Here is a 20,735-nt window from a genome sequence, read left to right as displayed (position 1 = left end):
GGGGAAGTGTGTCTGAACGACGGGAAGTGGTTAAAAAGTAGGCAGTTTAAACCGTGCCAATAGGTTTTTAGTAGCATTACGTCTTGGGTAAGATACTTGCTGAGGTGCTATGAGAAATCCGGGCTAGACGACCGGTCTGATGATTCCGATCACGCTCTGGAAGAGCGAAAAAAAGACGGTTAGCTTTTTGAATCAGTGGGTTGTAAAAAACCGAGCAGGCTTGCGTTGACAGCGATTCGACCAATGGAAGTGGCAAAAAAGCGGTTTGCGCCGTACGCTGATACAATAAGCTATGTCGATATAACGTCGAAAGTCATCCTCGAAATGACGACATCTAAACGCTAATTATAACAAAAACGACCTCTTGACCGTGAGAATGCATGAACCAACGAATCCAACTGGCGTCGATCGACGACCAGCGTAACGCCGCCGCCCGTGAAGCGGTGCGTCGGCGTATCTCATGGCCGGTGAATTTAACGCCTGCCAACGTGACCTACCATAGTCGAGGGCACGTGTTGCTACTGGGTCGTGCAGCGTCCGTCAGCCCAGCGGCGCGTGCGCTGCAAGGTCGTGGGCTCGCGTCGCTGACGCTGCTGACGACGGATGTCGCTGTCGATCTTCCTGCCACCAGCGAGCCGGTCACCGCACACTTGCTGAGCACACATCAGCAGCCCCAACTGCGTATTGCGGGTCACCTGGGCGGGTTCCGAACCACCCTGGCTCAAGCCGATGGCGACGCGCTAAATCTGGCACAAGCATTGATCGAACGCGACGTTTTCGACGTGGTGCTGGATCTCACCGAAGGCGCATTGGACGTGGCTGCATGGGAGTTGCCGCCGCCGGGCTACCTGCGCCTCGCGTGGGAGCGTCAGGAGGCAGAGCGCGCCGACGTGCTGGAGAGCGTGACCGAGCTGGTGGGCGAATTCGACAAACCGCGCTATTTCCAGGTCAATACCGATCTTTGTGCCCACTCTTCCAGTGGTAACGTTGGCTGCACCCGCTGTCTCGACGTCTGCCCGGCGGATGCGATTACCAGCATCCAAGGCCGCATCGAGTCGCGCATCGAGATCGATCCGTTTCTCTGCCAGGGCGTGGGGAGCTGCACCAGCGCGTGCCCGACCGGTGCCATCGAGTTTCGCCTACCGGAAACCCGCCGGCAGCAGGATACGCTCGCCACTTGGCTATCTGCCTACCGCGACGCCGGTGGCGAGGTGCCGGTGCTGCGCTTCATCACCCATGACTCGCTGGAAGCCGAGCGCAACGCAGGTATTACCACGCCGGGTCATATCATCGATGCACCCTTAGAAGAACTGGGCGCGGCGGGTCACGACCAGTGGCTGACGGCACTTGCCAGCGGTGCCGCCGAAGTGCGCATTCAGCTTCACGATGACATGCCGAATCGGCTCAGCGCGTTTTTAGAGCAGCAAATCGCCCAGGCGCACGCGCTACTGACCGCGCTTGGCCACGACACGGCACGCATCAAGCTGCTGCCCGTTGGAGCCGAGAGCGAGCGCGATGCGCTGCCGAGCCTCACTCCGCTCACCGAGTCGCCGTTGAACTTCGACGAGCCTAACAAGCGTGCCCGCCTGAACGTGGTTCTGACGCGACTGGCCGAGTTGGGTGCGCCCAGCGGTGAACGTCATGCCATGCCTCAGGGCGCGGCGTACGGTGGTATTCAGGTGGATAGCGCGGCCTGTACGCTGTGCCACGCCTGCGTCAGCAACTGCCCAACGCCTGCGCTGAAGTCAGGGGGCAACGCCCCCGCGCTGAGTTTTCTCGAAGCAGACTGCGTGCAGTGCGGGCTCTGCGAACAGGCCTGCCCTGAAGACGCCATTACGCTGGCGCCGGGGTTCCTCGCCACGCCCGAGCGCGACACACGGCACATTTGCCATGAAGAGGCGGCGTTCGAGTGCATTGGCTGCGGCAAGCCGTTCGCCACGGCCAGTACCGTGGCCACCATCAAAGCCAAGCTGGCCAATCACCCCTATTTTGCCGGGGATGCCATGGCGCGGTTGGAAATGTGCGAAGACTGCCGGGTGAAAGACGTTTGGAAAACCATGGCGCGCGACCCTAACGCGCAATTAAAGGTATGAAGCTATGAGCGATGCAATGCCGACGCTAAGCGACACCGATGCGCTGCGCATGGATATCTACCAGCTGCTCGCCAGCCTGCTGCGCCAAGCGCCGGATGGCGAGCTGCTGGCGTGGTTGGCGAGCTTGGATAACGAGCAAGACGGTAGCCGTATTGCCGAGTGTTGGGCGGCGCTGTCGCTGGCCGCGGCCCAGAGCGATGTCGACGGCTTGAAACGGGCGCATTTTCGCCACTTGGTCGGCGTGATTCAAGGCGACGTAGTCCCCTATGCGTCTTGGTACCGAAATGGCGAATTGATGGAAGCCGCGTTGGTCGCACTGCGCCAAGACCTCCGAGCGCTGGGCTTCGAGCGCAGCGAGCATACCCGGGATCCAGAAGATCACCTGGCCGCGGTGTGTGAAGTGATGGCCATGCTCATCGCGGCACAAAATGGCGAGCAATTTACCTTTTTTCAACGGCATCTTGCCCCTTGGGCCAGCCGCTGTTGGGATGACCTTGCCAACGTAGACACCGCTTTCTATGCAGCGCTGGGGCAGTTGGGTAGCGCTTTCATGGAGAGCGAACAGGCACGCTTGAGCGATCAGGCGGCCTATCGACCGGTACGCATAGTGGAGCCTGCTTCCTATGACGCCGGTGCAGCGCGCAAAGCCACACCGTGACGTGACCGTGCGCAGCGGTAAGTGAACGACAGGCCTGCTGGCCACGTATAAGAAAAGCATGAAAGAGGAGAACCCCATGCACCAGTCACATAACCCTGAGCGCCGCCGGTTTATGAAAACCGTTGGTTTAGGCACCGCTGCTGCGGGTGCCGCCGCTGCGGTCGGCCACGTCACCTTGGCACAGGCGGATGACAAGAGCCCGGTCGAGCGCGACAAGCAGACGGTGAACTACCGTGAGACCGACCATATTCGTGCTTACTACGCATCGCTGCGTGACTGACGGCGAACTGCCAGGAGATTTGCCATGCGTTTAACTCGTAAAACGAACGCCCCTGCGACCACTGGACTGGGTATTTCCCGTCGTCAGTTCTTGAAGCGTACGGGCGTCGCCACAGGCGGCGTTGCCGCAGCAGGCTTCATGGGCGCGCCGATGATGCAGCGCACCGAAGCGGCGAATAAAACGCCGGTGCTCGACTCCCCGGTGGAGACCAAGCGCACCATCTGTTCCCACTGCTCGGTGGGTTGTGGTGTCTATGCCGAAGTGCAAGAGGGAATCTGGACCAAACAGGAGCCTGCCTTCGACCACCCGATCAACCGTGGGGCCCACTGTGCCAAAGGCGCGTCGCTGCGCCAGCACGGCCACTCCACGCGCCGCTTGAAGTACCCGATGAAGTTAGTGGCGGGCGAGTGGCAGCGCATGGACTGGGACGAGGCGGTCAACGAGATCGGCGACAAGCTGCTCGAGCTGCGCGACAGCTACGGCCCGGACAGCGTTTACTGGTTGGGCTCGGCGAAGTTCAACAACGAGCAGGCGTATCTGATGCGCAAGCTCGCCTCCATGTGGGGCACCAACAACACTGATCACCAGGCACGTATTTGTCACTCCACGACCGTGGCGGGTGTGGCCAATACCTGGGGTTATGGAGCGATGACCAACTCGCTCAACGATATGCACAACAGCAAGGCGATCCTGTTCATTGGCTCGAACCCCAGTGAAGCGCACCCGGTCGCCATGCAGCACATCCTGATTGCCAAAGAGCGCAACAACTGTGACATCATCGTCGCAGACCCGCGCTTTACGCGTACGGCGGCGAAAGCCAACAAGTACGTGCGCATTCGCCCCGGCTCGGACGTGGCTTACATCTGGGGCTTGCTGTGGCACATCTTCGAAAACGGCTGGGAAGATAGTGAGTACATCAGCCAGCGCGTCTATGGCATGGACGATGTGCGGGCCGAAGTCGCCCAGTTCCCTCCCAGCGTCGTCGAAGACATTACTGGCGTACCCGAAGCCGAGATGTTCGACGTAGCCAAGCGTCTTGCCGACAACCGCCCCGGCTGCGTGGTGTGGTGCATGGGCGGTACTCAGCACACCACCGGCAACAACAACACCCGCGCCTACTGCATTCTAGAGCTAGCGCTGGGGAACATCGGTAAATCCGGTGGCGGTGCAAACATCTTGCGTGGTCACGACAACGTGCAAGGCGCGACCGACTTGGGGCTAGGGTGTGACTCCCTGCCGGGTTACTACGGCTTGGCAGAGGGGGCATGGCAGCATTGGGCCAAGGTGTGGGACGTGGACTACGAATGGCTGAAAGGCCGCTTCGACGACACCGAGTACGCCGATGGCAAACCGATGTACTCCAGCGGTATCACCGTCTCTCGCTGGGTGGATGGCGTGCTGGAAGAGGATGACAACATCTCCCAGCGCACTGCGTTGAAAGCGATGTTCTACTGGGGCCACGCGGTCAACTCGCAAACCCGCGGCGTCGAAATGCAGAAGGCGATGCAGAAGCTGGAGATGATGGTCATCGTCGACCCGTATCCCACCGTTGCCGCTGTCATGCATGACCGTACCGACGGCGTGTACCTGCTGCCCGCCGCCACCCAGTTTGAAACGACCGGTAGCGTCACGGCGACGAACCGCTCGATTCAGTGGCGCGACCAGGTCATCGAGCCGCTGTTCGAGTCCAAGCCGGACCACGAAATCATGTACCTATTTGCCAACAAACTCGGCTTTGGCAACGAGTTCGTGAAAAACTTCGCGATGGAAGGCAATCGACCGGTGATCGAAGACGTACTGCGTGAAATTAACAGCGGTATGTGGACCGTCGGCTACACCGGCCAAAGCCCAGAGCGCTTGAAAGAGCACCAGCAAAACTGGCACACCTTCAGTTTTGAGAACCTGCGTGCCCAGGGCGGCCCTGCCGATGGCGACTACTACGGCCTACCGTGGCCCTGCTGGGGAACGCCTGAGTTCAAGCACCCCGGCTCGCCCAACCTCTACGACACCAGCGTCCCGGTCATGGAAGGCGGCATGGGCTTCCGCGCCCGCTTCGGTATCGAGCGCGACGGTGTGAACCTGCTGGCGGAAGGCTCGGCACCGGTTGGCGGTGACATCGACGACGGCTATCCGGAGTTTACCGATCAGCTGCTCAAAGATCTGGGCTGGTGGGATGATCTCACCGATGAGGAGAAAGCAGCGGCCGAAGGCCAAAACTGGAAGACCGACTTCTCCGGCGGTATCCAGCGAGTGGCTATCGAACACGGTTGTGCGCCTTACGGCAACGCCAAAGCGCGCGCCGTGGTGTGGACCTTCCCAGATGCCGTTCCGAAACACCGGGAGCCGCTCTACACCACCCGCCGTGACCTGGTCGAGCGCTACCCGACATGGGACGATTTCGACTCCATCATGCGTCTGCCCACGATGTACAAAACCATCCAGGACCGTGACAACAGCGCGGAGTATCCGATCATTCTGACCTCCGGTCGCTTGGTCGAGTACGAAGGTGGCGGTGAAGAGACGCGCTCCATGTCCTGGCTGGCCGAGCTGCAGCAGGAGATGTTCGTCGAAATCAACCCAGCCGATGCCAACGACATTGGCATCCGCGATGGCGATCAGGTGTGGGTCGAAGGCGCCGAAGGTGGTCGGGTCAAAGTAAAAGCACTGGTGACGCCCCGCGTGGATCGTAAAGTGGCGTTCATGCCGTTCCACTTTGGCGGCGTGTTCCAGGGCGAAAGCCTGCACGACCGCTACCCGGAAGGCACCGTTCCCTACGTGATTGGTGAAGCGGCCAATACCGCGACCACCTACGGCTACGATCCGGTGACACTGATGCAAGAGACCAAGTGCACCATTTGCCGTATCGAACGCGCCAGCTAATACGACCTGACCAGACAGCATGCCGGTGCGTCCACGACCGCACCGGCACGAGGAGAACACCATGGCTCAAATGAAATTTATGTGTGACGCCGAGCGCTGCATCGAGTGCAATGGCTGCGTCACTGCCTGTAAGAACGCCAATGACGTCGAGTGGGGCATTCAGCGCCGCCGCGTGGTGACCCTGAACGACGGTGAAGCGGACGAAATGTCCATCTCCGTTGCCTGCATGCACTGCGACGATGCCCCCTGCATGGCGGTATGTCCCACCGACTGCTTCTACAAAACCGACGACGGCATCGTGCTCCACGATAAAGACCTATGTATCGGCTGTGGTTACTGCCTGTACGCCTGTCCCTTTGGCGCGCCGCAGTTCCCGCAGCAAGATGCGTTCGGCGAGCGCGGCAAGATGGACAAGTGCACCTTCTGCGCTGGTGGTCCCGCCGAAACCAAAGAAGAGGAGTACCAGAAGTACGGCTCCAACCGCATCGCAGAAGGCAAGCTGCCGCTGTGCGCCGAGATGTGCTCCACTAAAGCGCTGCTGGCCGGTGACGCGCAGGACGTTGCCGATATCTTCCGTCAACGCGTGGTACACCGTGGCCATAAAGATGGTGCGTGGTCGAACAATCCTCAGGCTAGCACTGACAACCTTGCCTACGATGCCGCCCGCAAAGGGTAAGGAGGCGTGTCATGACAACCTTGACCATGACAAAGGCCCCCTCACGGGCGCCTAGCGGCACCGCTAGCTGGCTACAGCGCGGCTGGCGTCTCTGTCTCATGCTGGTACTGTTGGTGACCAGCCTGGGCGTCACCCAAATGGCCGTGGCGCAAGCCGACCCAGATCGTGAAATGACCACGGCTGCGCCCGGCATCACCGCCGACCAGTGGCGTCAGGTGCGCAGCGGAGAAACCGGGCCCAACTACCGCGACTCGCGGCATGAAAGTAACTACAACCTGATCAACGCGAGCGGCGAAACATGGCGTATTCTGCGTAACCGCTGGGTGTCGCCGTTTGGCATGATTGCCATTGGTGGCATGGCAGCACTGATCGCGCTGTTCTACTTCATCGTCGGGCGGAAGTATCTGGAAGAGCCGCGCACCGGTCGTCTGCTACTGCGCTGGTCGCTGCTAATGCGCGCTCTACACTGGACCGTCGCCACGCTGTTCATCACCCTGGCATTGACCGGACTCAACTTGCTGCTGGGTAAGTTCGTGTTCCGCTCTCTATTTGGCGATGCCGTATGGAGCTGGATGGTGTCGGCCTCCAAAGTGCTGCACAACTATTTGGGACCGATCTTCGGGGTGCTGCTGGTGATCATGCTGATTAGCCTGATCAAAGAAAACATTCCCAAAAAGCACGACTGGGTATGGTTCAAAAAAGGCGGCGGCATGATTGGCAAAGGCCATGTCGATGCGGGCTTCTGCAACGGCGGTGAAAAAGCCTGGTATTGGCTGCTGGCATCCGTCGGCATTCTGGTGGTGGCGAGCGGCTTCGTGCTCGACTTCCCCAATTTCGATCAGGGTCGCAACACCATGCAGTGGGCCAACATCATCCACGCCGTAGGAGCGCTCGGCCTGACCGCCGTGTCGCTGGGCCACATCTACATCGGCACGCTGGGCACGGAAGGCGCGCTGGAAGGCATGACCACTGGCTACGTGGATGAAACCTGGGCCAAAGAGCACCACAATTTGTGGTACGAAGAGGTCAAAGATCAGGCCATCAGCGAAGAAGAGATGGCGGCGCGTAAAGCGGGTGACAGCGGCGAGCATTCGGCAGCCAACTCTGCCGCTAAGCCAAGCTGAGTCACTCCGTCGACATCGGTGAACGTGAATGCCCTTCGACACCGCCTTCGGGCGGTGTCTTTTGTTATGCTGCACTTCAATGCATTGGGAAAGAGGAATGACCATGGCGACATTTGACGAACTGGATGCCACCACCCGCACTGAGCTGGAGGCCGCCGCGTTTCGCCGCCTGCTGAAGCATCTGGATGACAATAAAGACGTGCAGAACATCGACCTGATGATTCTGGCGGACTTCTGCCGTAACTGCCTCTCGAAATGGCTGGTGACCGCCGCTGATCAGCACGGCACCGAGCTGGATCTGGAGGCCGCCCGCGAGTATGTCTACGGAATGCCCTACAGTGAGTGGAAGGCGCATCACCAGGGCGAGGCGACGCCGGAACAGCTCGCCGCGCTCGAGGCGCGTCAAGCCAGGAAACAAGCTAATGCTCAAAATGAGCGCGAGGAGTAGCCGATGGATGCCATGGAAGCGCTGAACATCGCGGTGCTCACCGTCTCGGATACTCGCACGGAAGAGACCGATCGCTCGGGCCAATCGCTGGTGCAGCGGTTGACCGAGGCGGGCCACCGCTTGGCCGACAAGCGCATCGTGCCGGATGACGTATATCAAATTCGGGCGGTGGTGGCGCAGTGGATCGCCGACCCCGGCGTGCAGGTGGTGCTGACCACCGGTGGCACCGGATTTACCGGGCGTGACTCCACACCCGAGGCGGTCTCGGTACTGCTGGATAAACGCATCGAAGGCTTTGGCGAGCGCTTTCGCCAGCTGAGCGGCGATGAGATCGGTAGCTCCACCATTCAGAGCCGCGCGCTGGGCGGCTTTGCCAACGCCACGGTGGTGTTTTGCCTGCCGGGCTCCACCGGTGCCTGCCGCACCGGCTGGGACGGCATCCTGGCCGAACAGCTCGATAGCCGCCACAAGCCCTGTAACTTTGCCAACCTAGTGATTCCAGGCCGGGGGCAGCATGGCTGAGTTACAGCCGATCGAAACGGCGCTCGACGCGCTGCTGGCCAATGTCACACCGCTTTTGGCTGAACGGCTCGCGCTGAGTGACGCCGCCGGACGCGTGCTGGCCGAGTCGGTCACGGCGACGCTGGACGTGCCTCCTTTCAATAACAGCGCGATGGATGGCTATGCGCTGCGCGCTGTAGACGCCGGTAAGTGGCTGTTGGTCAGCCAGCGAGTTGCGGCGGGCGATACGGCACAGCCGCTGGCAGCGGGCACCTGCGCGCGGATTTTCACCGGCGGGCAGATGCCCCCCGGCGCTGACTGCGTAGTGATGCAGGAGCGGGTGGTCGAAAAGGAGGGCGAAGCGCTTATCCCAGACGATGTGCCTGCCGGTGATAACGTGCGCTTGCAGGGGCGCGACGTACGTCAAGGCGATCTGCTGCTCAATGCAGGTGAGCGCTTGGAGGCCGCAGCGTTAGGGCATTTAGCGGGGCAGGGCATCACCGACGTCAGCGTTCGTCGTCGTCCTCGGGTGGCGCTGCTCTCCACCGGTGATGAGATCGTCGATCCCGGTACGCCGCTCGAGCCTGGCCAGCTGTATAACTCCAACCGCCCGATGCTCAAGCGCCTGCTAGAGACGTTTGGTGCTGAGGTGGTTCAGTTGGTGAGCGTACCCGATGACTACGCCCAGACCGTCGCGCTGTTGAACGCCGCAGCAGCCGACGCCGACGTGGTGGTGAGCACGGGTGGTGTGAGCGTGGGTGAGGAAGACCACGTCAAAGCGGCGCTGGAATCGCTAGGCCAGCTCGATATGTGGAAGCTGGCGATTCGTCCCGGTAAGCCCCTGGCGTTGGGGCGACTCCCCCGTGACGACGGTAGCCTTGCGCGTTTCGTGGGGTTACCGGGCAACCCGGTATCGGGGTTCGTGGGCGCATGGCTGTTTCTGCGGCCGCTCATTGGGGCGCTTCTAGATTGCCCCTCGCTTGGGTCGTTGCCGCGACTGGCGGCCACGGCTAGGTTCGCCACCGACACCGGTCCACGCCAGCATTACATGCGCGTGGCGTTGCGCTTTACCGCCGAGGGTATCGAGGCCGAGGCGTTCGACGACCAAAACTCAGCCGTGCTCTCTTCGTGTATTGCGGCTGATGCGTTGGCCGTGATCGAACCGCACTGCCAAGTAGAGCCGGGCAGCCGGGTGACCTGTTTGTGGTTAGTCCACTGAGTCAGAATCAACGGGCAGACCGAGTCGTCCACCCTCGAGAAGAAGCGTCATGGACGCTCCTTCCAGGGCGACGCCGCAAAGCGCCGGGTAGGATGTGCGGGCGGCCAAAAGCGGCGGCAGAGGGTGGAGGTCAGCGACCTGGAGAGGGACAAGCTCGCTGTCGCCAGGCAGGCCAAGCTGCCAAGGGCCTTGGCGGTCGATCAGCGTGAGCCAGCGACTCGAGTGTCCAGGTCCTCGGCACATGAGTGTTTCGAATGACACGTAACGTGCCAGCATCGCGGCGCTATCGATACGCCTGACGTGGTGAGCTTCCAGCGCCCACTGATGGCCGCAGGCGTTGAAGCGAACACAGGTCACGGTACTCACTGGCTAGCCAAGACCCTGTAGGTACGCTTGAAGCAGTGCGTCGGGGTCGAGGAGAGCCGTGGCGCGCTGCGTGTCATCGGATTGCCAAAGCGCGCTTACGTAGGGACGCAGCGCACTGGGCAGGGTGTCGGGAGGCGTCTTCAAAGCACTTATCGGCAGCTCGCAAACATCCTGCAACTGATCGATGCGGACCGCGCTGCGGATGCCGGCGCCTTTCACGACAAGCATCATGCCGTCGGTTTGAGACGGGGCAAGGCCCAACAGCGGCTGCAACGTGATCAGTGATTCGATCTGGCCGCGCAGGTGAATCACCCCTTCGGTGGAATCCGGCAAGCCAGGGACGAAATACACTGGCGTGTCGCCTTTCAAAATTTCGCTCACTGCCTGGCCGGGCAGCGCAAACGGTTGACCGGAGAGCTGGAAGAGTACCACCTGCTGACTGGGCTCATCCACCTCCACAATGGCTGTCTCATCGCCGCGCGCGTTGAACGCCTGCGCGAAGGTGGCGTTCGCCTCAGGGGCAGTCCGTGGGGAGTCCGTCATCGTCCTGCTCCGTGCTGGTGACCACTTGGTTGCGCCCCTGATGCTTGGCGCGGTAAAGCGCCTGGTCCGCACTCAGGCGAAGCGACTCGGTGGAGGGGTGGTTAGGAAAACGGCTGATGCCAGCACTGAACGTACAGCGAAAGCGCGTGCCGCCCGCATGAAAGTCCACCTGGGCAAAGTCATGGCGCAGTGCATCGATCAGCGCGCAGGCGCGCTCGTCGCTGACCCCCTTGAGTAGCACGACGAACTCTTCGCCGCCGTAACGTCCGATGATATCCGACATGCGCAGGCGGGTTTTCAGCAACCTTGCCAGGGTGATGATGACCTGATCACCGGCAAGGTGGCCGTGGGTATCGTTCACCGCTTTGAAGTGGTCGATGTCGATCATCGCCATGGCATGCTCGGTGTTGTCACGGTGCGCTTGTGCCAATGCTTTGCTGATGAGTTCGGTGGTGGTGCTGTGGTTATATAGCCCGGTCATGCTGTCACGGGTCATCAGCGAGCGCAGTAAACGTAGGCGCTCGGCGCGCAACGTGACGGCCGAGACCAGTTCATCGGGGATTACGGGTTTAGTGATGAAGGCCTCGACGCCCGCCGTCATGGCCGAGAGCTGTTTTTGGCTGTCGGTTTCGCTCGATAGATAAATGATCGGTAGACCCACGTGTTCGGGCTGTTGGCGAATGATGTTCGCCAGCTCTTCGCCGGAACAAACGGGCATGTAGACATCGACGAGCAGCAGGTCGGGACTAAATCGCTCGAGGGCCGTCAGCGCATCGGCGGGGTGATTGACCTGCTGTACGGCCATCCCCGCTTGCTCCAGCAGGAGGGCATGATATGCCGCGACCTCTGGTTCATCGTCCACGATCAAAATGCGCAGCGGCTCTTCGTCGCTGGGCGTGGTGAGCTCATCCACGGCCAGCATCAAGTCCAGCGGTTTCACCGGTTTCGTGAAGTAGCCGTTACAGCCTGCTCGCACGGCGCTGAGGCGTGAGTGAAAATCACCGTGGGCGGAGAGGACGATCGAGGGCAGCGGTTCACCGGTCAGCTTGTTGAGGCTGGCGAGCGTCTCGGTGCCCGCCGTATTACCTTGAGGGAATTGCACGTCCATGATGATGGCGTCGGGACGACGCGTGATCACGGCGTTGAAGAACGTATCCGTGTCTTCGAAGTGCACTACCTCGTGGCCGAAGCAGCGCAGGTGGTGCAGCAGTTGGCTCACTTGGTCCGGTTCGTCGTCGCATAGGTAGATCAGCCGCTGACGCTTGCTGCGGGTTTGCACTGGCTTTGGCGAGAATTCGACGCTGGTCATGGCGGCCAGTGCCCGCTGTTGCTCAGGCAGTGACTGCAGCCGCTGCTGCTCCTCGGCGAGGTGGACGAACACCTGCTCCACCACCTGCCCGGCAGGTGCTTGGCCGTCGAGAGCGGCCTCGCCCTGCTCGGCCAATAGTGCAATGCGCTCGAAGCCCAGTGAGCGTCCGGTGCCCTTCAAACTATGGAAAAACCGATGCAGCTCTGGGCCAAGTCGTGCCTGTGCCTGTGCCTCGGCGGAGGCCTGGCTCTGTTGCCACAGCCCGACAGTGAGCTGTAAACGCGCGGGTAACTGGTCGATGAAACGCTGACGCAGTTGATTGAGTTTATCGTGCAGCGAAGAAGCAGAGGATGACATCAGGCTACCTGTGCGAGTGGACGAGCCGGGCATAGCTGGGTAACGGCATGGCTACGCACCAAGCGCTTGGGCAACGGCGCGCTCTAATGACGTGTCTAGCGCGGCATCTTTCTGTAAGCAAGCGCTGAGCCCTGGGGTCTGGCGCAGTGCATCATCCGGCGTGTCACCAGTGAGCAGTATGAAGGGAAGCATGACACCCTGCTCTCGCAGCATGTGCAAAAGCTCGATGCCGTTGATCAGAGGCATATACATGTCGCTGACGATCAGCGCGATATCGTCATGGGAATCCAGTTCGTGGGTGGCTTCCATGGCGTCGTTGGCGAGCAGGACGTCGTGGCCCTGAAACTCCAGCAGCGCCCCGGTCATTTCCCCGGCTAAGGGGTCGTCGTCTACGACCAATATTCGCATGGTTATCCTCGTGGCGGGAGACTCAGCCCAACAAGGCTTTGAGCGTCTCCACTAAGTTGTTCTGATCGAAGCTGCCCTTCACGATGTAGGCATCGGCCCCCACCTCCATCCCCCGCTGGCGGTCGCTCTCTTTTTCGCGAGAGGTGATGATGATGATCGGCTTATGACGATATAGCTCATTTTCGCGCAGTCTGGCGGTCAGCGCAAAGCCATCCATCACGGGCATTTCAACGTCGGTAAGCACGGCATCGAAAGACTCGGCCAGGGCTTTGTTCAATCCATCGCGACCATTCTCTGCCAGGGTCACCTGATAGCCCCACGCTTCCAGCACGTCTTTTTCGATCTCCCGAGTGTTCAAAGAGTCATCCACGACCAATATCCGGTGAGCGGTGCCGCTGGGTTCTACGCCACGGGGGGTGAGCGTATGGTGCTTGGCGCGTTCAAACAGCGCCGGGACGTGGAGAAGGCTGACCAGCGCATTACGCCCCTGAGACACCATGCCCGAGATCATGGGAAGGTAGCGTAGATGCTCGGGAAGCGGCTTGATCACCATGTCCCGCTCGTCGACCAGCGTATCCACGATCAGCGCCAGTTTTTGCTGGCGCTGATGGACGACGACCAGTAACGCCGGATCGGGCAGCGTGTCGGCCACGGGCAGATCCAGCAACTGGGCAAGCGGCACTACTGGCACGAACTCGTTACGTAAGATCAACGTAGGCTGCCCCGCTGCGTCGATGAACTGCGCCGGTGAGCACTCGACCAGCTCCGCCACATGGGGGGCAGTGATACCGAGCGTTACGTTGCCGGCTTTGATGAGCAGCACCCGCATCAATGCCAGTGATAGTGGAAGACGCAGCGTAAAGCGCGTGCCCTTGCCTGCCTCGCTGGTGAGCTGCAAATCGCCGCTCAGCTCGTCCATGATGGTGCGTTTCACCACGTCCATACCCACGCCGCGTCCCGAAAAGTCGGTGATCATCGCCTTGGTCGAAAAACCGGGCAAAAAGATCAGGTCGAGCGTCTCTTGTTCACTGAGCGCCGACAGTTGCTCTTCGCTGAGCAGCTGCTTGGCCAGGGCTTTTTGGCGGACGGCGTCCAGCGCAATACCTGTGCCGTCGTCGTGCATTTCCACCACGACCCAGTTGCCATCCTGCCAAGCTTCAAGTACGAGCTGACCTCGGGGGGGTTTGCCTGCCGCTTTGCGTTGCTCTGGTGTCTCTAGACCGTGATCCAGCGCGTTACGCAGCAGGTGAATCAGCGGGTCGGAAAGGCGGTCGATCAGTTGGCGATCCAGCTCGATCTCACTGCCCCGCACCCGGCAGTCCACATGCTTCCCTAGTGACTGGGCAAGCTCCCTGGCCATCTGCGCCAGCGGGTCGAAGACCACGCCGAGGGGCAGCATACGCATCTGCAGGGCGCGCTCGTGAAGGTCGCTCATTAACGCATCGTGGCTCAGCACACTGTCTTTCAAGTCGCGGTTGAAGGCATGAATGGCGCTGCGCTGATCGCCAGGCAGACGCGCTTCCAACGCCTGCGCCTGTTCGACCAGCGTATGCAGATGGTGATGCCCCGAGAGCACTTCGCCCATCAGACGAATCACATCGTCCAATCGCTCCAGGCGCACGCGCACCGTATCGCTGAGTGCCAGGGTCGCGCTGCCAGCGGGCCGCGGTGGGTTTACCGGTGGAGACAGCGGCAGCGGTGCTGTGGGTTCGGGGGCTTCCTCCGCGTTGGAGAGAGTGGCCGTGCTGGGTTGGGCAGCGGCTTCCAACGCCTGGCAAAGCACCGGGTCGGCGACGGCGAGCGTCTCAGGAGACGCGCCCTGGGCGAGTTGGGCCACATCGTCAGCGAGCGCATCGGTGGCTTGGTATAGCAGACTGATGCTATCGGGACCAGGCACTTGGCTGCCGTCTCGAAAAGCGCTGAGCAGCTCCTCCATGCTGTGGGCCACCGCGGTGATAGGGGTGAGCTTGAGCATCCGCGATGAGCCTTTGAGCGTATGCGCGGAGCGAAATAGCTCATTGATACGCTCTTTATCAGCGGCGCCTTGCTCCAAAGCGCTGATGCCTTCGCGCAAGCGGGGCAAGTGGTCAGCAGCCTCTTCGACGAACCGCTGAATGAAGCGTCGAATATCGAGCGCCATTAGCCCGCTCCCTGTGTGACGGCATGTTCGTTCATATAGCGTTTTGCCAAGAAGCAGGCATCGCCGGGAGGCAAAGGCGAGGCAATCACTTTTAATCCGCCACTGGCTAGCGGAGAGGCGTCCAGCAAGCGTACGACGGCGGCGTAACCGCGCTGCCGCTGAGTGGGCTGGTCAGGTAACTCGCCTTGGCGTAGCAGCTCCGCTTGATAAAAGTGGGCTGGCCAGCACTCGGGGGACACGTAGAGCGCACGTTTGAAATAATCGTACGCGCGCTGAGGCTGCTGTTGCCAGCGGGCAACGAGGCCCGCCAGTAGCAATGCATCAACGCTCCACGGGTCGTCGGCCAACAGCGGCATCAGCAGGGTATTCGCGTCGTCGAAGCGGTTTTGATTCAGCGCATCGTGGGCGTGCTGCAACGTGTCGTGGTTAGCGGACGGTGGCGCTGAAAAGGGCGGCGGCTCCTCTTGGTGACTGGGCTCGGCGGGCAGAGGCTCCGCATGGGGGGCGGGCTGGCTCGCCACCGGTGCGTTCGTTGCCTGCGGGGCGACGGGCACGAGTTCGTTGACGGAGCGCGCTGACATCGGCAGCTCAGCTTGAAAGTAGAACACCCCCTGCTCCTCCTTGAGAGAGAACACGCCTAGATCGTTACCTAAGGTTTCAGTCACGCCACATAGCAGAATGCCGTTAGGGGCTAAAAGCTGCTTGAGCTGGTGCTGAATGGTACGGCGCGTAGCTTCGTCAAAATAGATCGAGACGTTGCGAAACAGGATGACATCGAACGGGCCATCCATGTGGCAAGCGCTCGTCGACAGCAGGTTCAGCGGCTGAAACGTCACCCACTGACGCAGCGTGGTATCCAGCTGAAAACTGCGCCCGACCGGGGTGAAGAAACGGGCTTTTAGTGAAGGGTGAAGGGCACGAAACGCCATGCCCGCATAGCGCCCTGCCTGCGCTTTTTTCAGTACCTGCTGGTCGACGTCGCCGCCGGTAATGGTGAACAGCGTTTGAGCGCGGTCGCCGTAGCGCTCTTGTAGTGCCATGGCGACGCTATAGGGCTCCTCCCCCGAGGAGCAGCCAGCGCTGAGTAAGCGTAGCGGACCGCCTTGCTCGGCCAGCCGACGTGGCAGGTACGTCTCTACCAGCCAGTGAAGGGTTTCCGGTTCGCGGAAGAAGTACGTTTCGTTGACCGTCAACTGGCTAACAAAGCGGTCGAACAGCGCGTCATCTTCCGCCAAACGAGTCAGCATGACGTGGCTGTCTTGCGTACCGAGTTCGACGTGCAAGGCTTCGATGGCGCGCACCAAACGCGCTTCAGCGAGTCCTTCCAAATGTAGCCCGCAGCGTTGATGCACCCACTGCTTGAACGGTGCCAGTGAACTCATTGCGGTGCCCGCCAGGGTGAGGGGGTGAAGCGCACGTCGCGAAGCAGGCGCGTCGGGATCTCGTCTAGCCCCAACACCTGCTGTACTACGCCCGCATTGATGGCTTCTTGGTTCATACCGTAGATCACCGAGCTGGCTTCATCCTGTGCCAAGGTGGTGCCTCCCGCGAGCTGAATCGCGCGCATGCCGCTGACGCCGTCTCGGCCCATACCGGTTAAAATCACCCCAATACTATCGGCTCCATATACGCTCGCCACGCTATGAAGCATGGCATCACAGCTTGGATGGTAGAGCGCCTGTGCAGGGCCGGGTGACAGCTGCAAACGGTGTTGTGCCGTTACGTTGATCTGACTGTCGGGCGGACACAAATAGATGTGTCCGGGCAGAAGGCGCTCGCTACTTTGGGCGACGCTCACTGGCAGCGTACAGAGCGACCCTAGCCATGTCGCCATACCTTCGATGAAGCCAGGGCTAATGTGCTGGGCAATCAAGATGGGAGCGGGAAACTCTTTGGGGAGCTTGCTTAACAGCCGCGCGAGTGCCTGGGGGCCGCCAGTCGAACAGGCAATGGCGACCACCCGCTGAAAACCGCGTGAGGCGGTCGGGCACATAGGGACAGCCGCAGGCCTGGCAGGCGCGAGCGCGGGTGTCGCAGGAGCGCGTCGGCGCAGTCGGGTGATCACGGACACGCCCGCCAATAGCCGCACCCGTGCCAGAAGGCGCTGAGCATCCTCGTCGTCCAGCCCCGGCTTGGGCAGCACTTCCAGTGCGCCGACTTCCAGCGCGCGATAGGCCGTTTGGGCGTCTGAACGGTCACTAATCACGACGATGGGCACCCCTTTGGTGTGCATGATCTCTTCGATGGCGCTGAGCCCATCCATTATGGGCATCGTCAGGTCCATGGTAATGAGCTGTGGGCTCAGCCGCCGCGCCATCTCGACGGCCTCTTGACCGTTGGTCGCTTCACCGACGATCTCGATATCACCATCCCGAGTGAGTATGTCGCGCAATACCTCGCGCGCTAGCGGGCTGTCATCGGCCATCACGACCCGAATTGCACTCATCGACGCCTCCTCAGGAAGGACGTGGCTTATCGTCGTTCGGTTTGGCGCTCTGCTCATCGAGAGTGAACTCCTGAACGAGCGCGTTCAGCTCGGCAGACATCTGTACCATGTCCTGGCTGATCTCCGTGATGCTGCGCACGGAGTGGGCATTGCGAGCGCTGGCCGTATCGATGTCTCGTAGGGCAATCACCACCTGACTGCTGGCGGTTTTCTGCTGTTGGGTCGAGAGCGAAATTTGCTGCGCGGCGCTGCTCGTTTGGCTAGCGGCTTTGAGCAGCGCTTCCAGGTCTTGCGCGGTGCTTTGGCTGGCCTCGACGCCCTGTTCGATCGATGTCGCGCCCTTTTCTGAGGCCACGACCAAGCGATTGATCGCTTGCTGGATATCGTCGGTGTGTCCCTCGATCTCTTGAGTGGAGTCGGTCACGCTATCGGCCAAGCGGCGTATCTCATTGGCGACCACGGAAAAGCGACGGCCGGACTCCCCTGCGCTGGACGCTTCGAGTGCGGCGTTGAAAGCGATCAGTTTGGTCTGAGCAGCCAGTGTATTGATCAGCTCCATTACTTTACTGATCTGTTTGGACTTCGCGCCCAGCGTCATGATTTCCGCGAGGCTCTGCTCACTGTCGCTTCTAATATCCTGCATTTTGGCCTGAAGCAGCTGCATGGCGGTACTGCCCTTGCGGCTGCGTTCAAGGGTTTGGTTCGCCACGTCCACCACGGACTGCGAGTGATCGGCAATTTGCGTGGAAGACGTGGAGAGTTCTTCCATGGTGGAGGTGATTTCGGCAACCGAAGAGGCCATCTCCTCGACCGCAGCAGCCATGGTCTGGTTGGCTTCATGTTGTATGTCGCCGCCCTGTATGCCGGAGAGCCCGGCCGTCTGTGCCAAGCGGTCGGCTACTTGATTGAGCGCTAGCGCGTTGGACGACACCGCCGCAATCGCGCGGGAGAGACGCTCCAATAGCTGATTGGTTTGGTCGGCCAAGTCGCCCAGTTCGGCGCGGTCGTCGGTTTCCACTCGGCGGGAAAGGTCCAGACTATGGGTAATCTCTTTGAGCTGGCGCTGAAAGCGATCGAGCGGGCGAATGAGACTGCCCGTCAAGGGGTAAAGCAGCAGCAGTCCGGCGACGAGAAGCAGTAGGCCAAGTTCAACCGAGCTCAAAAAGCGCTGGCGAATGCTGCTGGTGTACTCTTCTTTGGAGACCTCGACCATGAGATAGCGCTGTAACTCTGGCAGCCAGCGGGTGGTGACGAAATAGGGGTGGCCATTGCGCTCGATTTCACTGACGCGAATGTCATTATCCTGGCGCAGTAGCGTATCGGTTTCCTGGGGTTGAAGTGCCGAGATATTGGTTTCATTACTGGTGACCATGAAGGCGCCTTCGGCACTCAAGATCGACGCTCGACCGGTGTCGCCGAGGCGATAGTCACGGATGAGCTGGGCCATGCGCGATAGGTCGAGCCCCGCGCCAGCGACAACGCTGGGACGGCCATTGGTAGCGGTCGCGCTGCTGCGGAAGTTCAAAAAGACGAAGGCCTCCTCTGGGGAGAAGGTGTCGCTGTCTAAATTTAAGTTGTACGGAGCGTCACTGTCGGTGAACTGATAGTACCAGTCGTCGTCGCCACCGGGACGCTGGAGCGGACGCTGCATGAAGTTGCCGTCACGGTACTGGAAGTAGACGCCGCGCCCTTGTGTTTGAGCGGCGATAAAGAGCAGCTCGGTGTCCAATTGGTTCATGAGGCGTGACAGGTAGCGCTCGATGTCCGGTTGTTGGATGGCTGGCAGCCCGTCGGCAACCCACTGCTCGATGAAGTAACTGTTGGCTAGACTTTCAGACACCGCCAACGCTGGACTCAAGCGGAGGTTGATGCGTGTGGCTAGCTCTTCAACCTGGGCAGGTAACTCGACGTTCAGCAGGTTATCCAGACGAGCTTGGCCGTGTGCCCGCGCCTGCAGGTAGAGCGCCAGAAACATGGCAATGGCCAACACCGTGCCGAAGGAGATAAACAGACGTAGCCGTAATGGCAGGGTTTTCCAGCGCGCTGTCATTATCGCGGTTGCTCCAAGTGGGACGAAAACGCTTAACGAAAGGCATGAGGCATCAGCATTGTTCATTGCTGAGTCGCCTCATACCCTTTGGCATGATAGCAACGATTTCAGCGGCGTTTGGCAAGAGCATCGACTATTTCTACCAACGATTGGCCTTCAGGTCCTGCTTATTTATACAAGTATTAGCTAGCAAGCTTGATATAAGTTAATACTTTGACAAAAGTGATACATGTGAGTAATCTGGCAACCTAATGGAACGACGATTTGCTAAGGAAGCATCATGTTGTCACTGACCTCACCCACTCTGATTGCCGTGTTGCGAAGTATGTTGGCGCGCTACGGCAACCCGCAAAGCGATATGCTGCCTGCCGCGGGGACCCCCGAGCGAGAAAGCCTGGTCGATTCGGTCAAACGTCGCTTTGGCCTGACGGACGCCGACGTACTTTCTGATTCTTCTATTACCGTGGATGAGTGGGCAGACGCGTTGAGCGAGCGTGGTGACATTACCCACTTACAGTTATTCGATAGCGACATCGGCGGCGCGTTCAGCCATCGACTCCAACGTCAGCATCGCTACAGTGCGGCGTCGCTGCTGCAAGAAGCAGAGGCGCTCGCGACGTTGTTTGATCAGGACGGGCAGCCAGTTCGTAGCGTGGTGAGTTGGCTATCGGCACAGACGGCCGCAGGTTTTATGCTCGGTGCGCTGCTTCCGCAGCTGGCGGGCTGGTCGTTGCGCTCTCTCTTTGATCATGCCAACGCGCTTTGGGAACTCAATGCGGGTGACATCATGGTGACCAGTGCAGACCGCTGGCGTCAATTGGCGCAGCGGCTTCCCTCACTGCCCATGAACATCACGGCCGTCTCGACCTCGACATTGGATAAGCACACCTACCGTGCGCTACTGGCGAAAGGCGTTGCGCACATCATCGAACTGCACTGCCAGCCCGGTTTGGGTGTGCTGGCCGCACGTCGTTCGCCTCAAGCGCCCTTTGAGTTACTGACCCACTGGCACCCAACCGAGAGCGATGACTATCTCTTGAGAATGATGAAGGGCGGAATGCCTGAAGAGGTACAGCTAGCCGAGCCGTTGCGCTGGGTGGGAGCTCGCCACTTCTTACCCGGCCTAGCCGAGCCGAAGACCGAGCGCTTGGTCTTGGCAGAGGAGCAAGCTGCGAGTATGTCCCCTGTTTGGCGGTTGTCGCAGCACAGCGATAGCTCGGGGGCGAACGCCGCCTAG

18 protein-coding genes are annotated in these 20,735 nt (G+C 60.5%); 10 read left to right on the top strand and 8 right to left on the bottom strand.

The annotated features are described in order from the left end of the window. The first annotated feature begins 380 nt into the window (after positions 1-380). The 9 genes from MHM37_RS13945 (at position 381) to glp (ending at position 9,879) form a co-directional block, all read left to right on the top strand. Positions 381-2,093 (top strand): 4Fe-4S dicluster domain-containing protein, encoded by a 1,713-nt coding sequence (locus MHM37_RS13945; RefSeq protein WP_239297082.1) that lies wholly within the window; start codon positions 381-383, stop codon positions 2,091-2,093. Between the two features lie 4 nt (positions 2,094-2,097). Beyond that, positions 2,098-2,751 (top strand): molecular chaperone TorD family protein, encoded by a 654-nt coding sequence (locus MHM37_RS13940; protein ID WP_239297080.1) that lies wholly within the window; start codon positions 2,098-2,100, stop codon positions 2,749-2,751. Between the two features lie 76 nt (positions 2,752-2,827). Next, the gene (locus MHM37_RS13935; protein ID WP_139525808.1) at positions 2,828-3,031 is read left to right on the top strand and encodes a twin-arginine translocation signal domain-containing protein; all 204 of its coding nucleotides are present in this window, start codon (positions 2,828-2,830) and stop codon (positions 3,029-3,031) included. Positions 3,032-3,055: 24 nt separating this feature from the next. Beyond that, positions 3,056-5,911, top strand: coding sequence for a molybdopterin-dependent oxidoreductase (locus MHM37_RS13930; protein ID WP_239297078.1), 2,856 nt, complete (start codon positions 3,056-3,058; stop codon positions 5,909-5,911). A 61-nt stretch (positions 5,912-5,972) separates the two neighbouring features. Next, positions 5,973-6,587 (top strand): formate dehydrogenase FDH3 subunit beta, encoded by a 615-nt coding sequence (gene fdh3B, locus MHM37_RS13925; RefSeq protein WP_139525806.1) that lies wholly within the window; start codon positions 5,973-5,975, stop codon positions 6,585-6,587. 11 nt (positions 6,588-6,598) lie between these two features. After that, the gene (locus MHM37_RS13920) at positions 6,599-7,711 is read left to right on the top strand and encodes a formate dehydrogenase subunit gamma (protein ID WP_239297076.1); all 1,113 of its coding nucleotides are present in this window, start codon (positions 6,599-6,601) and stop codon (positions 7,709-7,711) included. Positions 7,712-7,814: 103 nt separating this feature from the next. Next, the gene (locus MHM37_RS13915) at positions 7,815-8,159 is read left to right on the top strand and encodes a DUF1244 domain-containing protein (RefSeq protein WP_239297074.1); all 345 of its coding nucleotides are present in this window, start codon (positions 7,815-7,817) and stop codon (positions 8,157-8,159) included. A gap of 3 nt (positions 8,160-8,162) precedes the next feature. Continuing rightward, entirely contained in the window at positions 8,163-8,681 is a 519-nt protein-coding gene (moaB, locus tag MHM37_RS13910) for a molybdenum cofactor biosynthesis protein B (protein WP_016915144.1), read from the top strand. Then, a complete protein-coding gene (gene glp / locus MHM37_RS13905; protein WP_239297072.1) occupies positions 8,674-9,879 on the top strand; it encodes a gephyrin-like molybdotransferase Glp in 1,206 nt (401 codons plus the stop codon). The genes moaB and glp overlap by 8 nt, the downstream gene beginning before the upstream one ends. On the opposite strand, the gene MHM37_RS13900 is transcribed toward glp, so the two are convergent. Genes MHM37_RS13900 through MHM37_RS13865 form a run of 8 tightly spaced genes read right to left on the bottom strand, consistent with a single transcriptional unit; the run spans position 9,868 to position 19,498 of the window. Then, the gene (locus MHM37_RS13900; RefSeq protein WP_239297071.1) at positions 9,868-10,236 is read right to left on the bottom strand and encodes a hypothetical protein; all 369 of its coding nucleotides are present in this window, start codon (positions 10,234-10,236) and stop codon (positions 9,868-9,870) included. The genes glp and MHM37_RS13900 overlap by 12 nt on opposite strands. A gap of 12 nt (positions 10,237-10,248) precedes the next feature. Beyond that, positions 10,249-10,788, bottom strand: coding sequence for a chemotaxis protein CheW (locus MHM37_RS13895; RefSeq protein ID WP_153843031.1), 540 nt, complete (start codon positions 10,786-10,788; stop codon positions 10,249-10,251). Then, on the bottom strand, positions 10,760-12,454 hold the full coding sequence (locus MHM37_RS13890; RefSeq protein WP_239297070.1) for a diguanylate cyclase: 1,695 nt from the start codon (positions 12,452-12,454) through the stop codon (positions 10,760-10,762). Before MHM37_RS13890 ends, MHM37_RS13895 begins: the two co-directional genes overlap by 29 nt. A gap of 51 nt (positions 12,455-12,505) precedes the next feature. Next, the gene (locus MHM37_RS13885; protein WP_139525799.1) at positions 12,506-12,862 is read right to left on the bottom strand and encodes a response regulator; all 357 of its coding nucleotides are present in this window, start codon (positions 12,860-12,862) and stop codon (positions 12,506-12,508) included. Positions 12,863-12,884: 22 nt separating this feature from the next. Beyond that, positions 12,885-15,002, bottom strand: a complete 2,118-nt coding sequence (locus MHM37_RS13880) for a hybrid sensor histidine kinase/response regulator (protein ID WP_153843033.1) — start codon at positions 15,000-15,002, stop codon at positions 12,885-12,887. Then, positions 15,002-16,384 (bottom strand): protein-glutamate O-methyltransferase CheR, encoded by a 1,383-nt coding sequence (locus MHM37_RS13875; protein WP_239297069.1) that lies wholly within the window; start codon positions 16,382-16,384, stop codon positions 15,002-15,004. The genes MHM37_RS13880 and MHM37_RS13875 overlap by 1 nt, the downstream gene beginning before the upstream one ends. Beyond that, positions 16,381-17,448, bottom strand: a complete 1,068-nt coding sequence (gene cheB, locus MHM37_RS13870) for a chemotaxis-specific protein-glutamate methyltransferase CheB (RefSeq protein WP_153843034.1) — start codon at positions 17,446-17,448, stop codon at positions 16,381-16,383. Before cheB ends, MHM37_RS13875 begins: the two co-directional genes overlap by 4 nt. Positions 17,449-17,458: 10 nt before the next feature. Then, positions 17,459-19,498 carry a methyl-accepting chemotaxis protein gene (locus MHM37_RS13865; protein ID WP_239297068.1) on the bottom strand — a complete coding sequence of 680 codons (2,040 nt, stop codon included), beginning with the start codon at positions 19,496-19,498 and terminating at the stop codon, positions 17,459-17,461. A 280-nt stretch (positions 19,499-19,778) separates the two neighbouring features. Between MHM37_RS13865 and MHM37_RS13860 the strand changes: the two genes are divergently transcribed. Then, complete coding sequence (locus MHM37_RS13860) at positions 19,779-20,735, top strand: hypothetical protein (RefSeq protein ID WP_239297067.1); 957 nt, start codon at positions 19,779-19,781, stop codon at positions 20,733-20,735.

Origin of the sequence: Halomonas sp. MMH1-48, assembly GCF_022348105.1 — a bacterium.
GTDB classification, from domain to species: Bacteria; Pseudomonadota; Gammaproteobacteria; order Pseudomonadales; family Halomonadaceae; genus Vreelandella; species Vreelandella piezotolerans.
This window is presented reverse-complemented; position numbering and strand designations above follow the sequence as displayed.

Bases quoted from the DNA above. Each gene is read 5' to 3' on its own strand.
- MHM37_RS13945 (WP_239297082.1), top strand. From the start codon at position 381: ATGAACCAACGAATCCAACTGGCGTCGATCGACGACCAGCGTAACGCC.
- MHM37_RS13940 (WP_239297080.1), top strand. From the start codon at position 2,098: ATGAGCGATGCAATGCCGACGCTAAGCGACACCGATGCGCTGCGCATG.
- MHM37_RS13935 (WP_139525808.1), top strand. From the start codon at position 2,828: ATGCACCAGTCACATAACCCTGAGCGCCGCCGGTTTATGAAAACCGTT.
- MHM37_RS13930 (WP_239297078.1), top strand. From the start codon at position 3,056: ATGCGTTTAACTCGTAAAACGAACGCCCCTGCGACCACTGGACTGGGT.
- fdh3B (WP_139525806.1), top strand. From the start codon at position 5,973: ATGGCTCAAATGAAATTTATGTGTGACGCCGAGCGCTGCATCGAGTGC.
- MHM37_RS13920 (WP_239297076.1), top strand. From the start codon at position 6,599: ATGACAACCTTGACCATGACAAAGGCCCCCTCACGGGCGCCTAGCGGC.
- MHM37_RS13915 (WP_239297074.1), top strand. From the start codon at position 7,815: ATGGCGACATTTGACGAACTGGATGCCACCACCCGCACTGAGCTGGAG.
- moaB (WP_016915144.1), top strand. From the start codon at position 8,163: ATGGATGCCATGGAAGCGCTGAACATCGCGGTGCTCACCGTCTCGGAT.
- glp (WP_239297072.1), top strand. From the start codon at position 8,674: ATGGCTGAGTTACAGCCGATCGAAACGGCGCTCGACGCGCTGCTGGCC.
- MHM37_RS13895 (WP_153843031.1), bottom strand. From the start codon at position 10,788: ATGACGGACTCCCCACGGACTGCCCCTGAGGCGAACGCCACCTTCGCG.
- MHM37_RS13890 (WP_239297070.1), bottom strand. From the start codon at position 12,454: ATGTCATCCTCTGCTTCTTCGCTGCACGATAAACTCAATCAACTGCGT.
- MHM37_RS13885 (WP_139525799.1), bottom strand. From the start codon at position 12,862: ATGCGAATATTGGTCGTAGACGACGACCCCTTAGCCGGGGAAATGACC.
- MHM37_RS13880 (WP_153843033.1), bottom strand. From the start codon at position 15,002: ATGGCGCTCGATATTCGACGCTTCATTCAGCGGTTCGTCGAAGAGGCT.
- MHM37_RS13875 (WP_239297069.1), bottom strand. From the start codon at position 16,384: ATGAGTTCACTGGCACCGTTCAAGCAGTGGGTGCATCAACGCTGCGGG.
- cheB (WP_153843034.1), bottom strand. From the start codon at position 17,448: ATGAGTGCAATTCGGGTCGTGATGGCCGATGACAGCCCGCTAGCGCGC.
- MHM37_RS13865 (WP_239297068.1), bottom strand. From the start codon at position 19,498: ATGACAGCGCGCTGGAAAACCCTGCCATTACGGCTACGTCTGTTTATC.
- MHM37_RS13860 (WP_239297067.1), top strand. From the start codon at position 19,779: ATGTTGTCACTGACCTCACCCACTCTGATTGCCGTGTTGCGAAGTATG.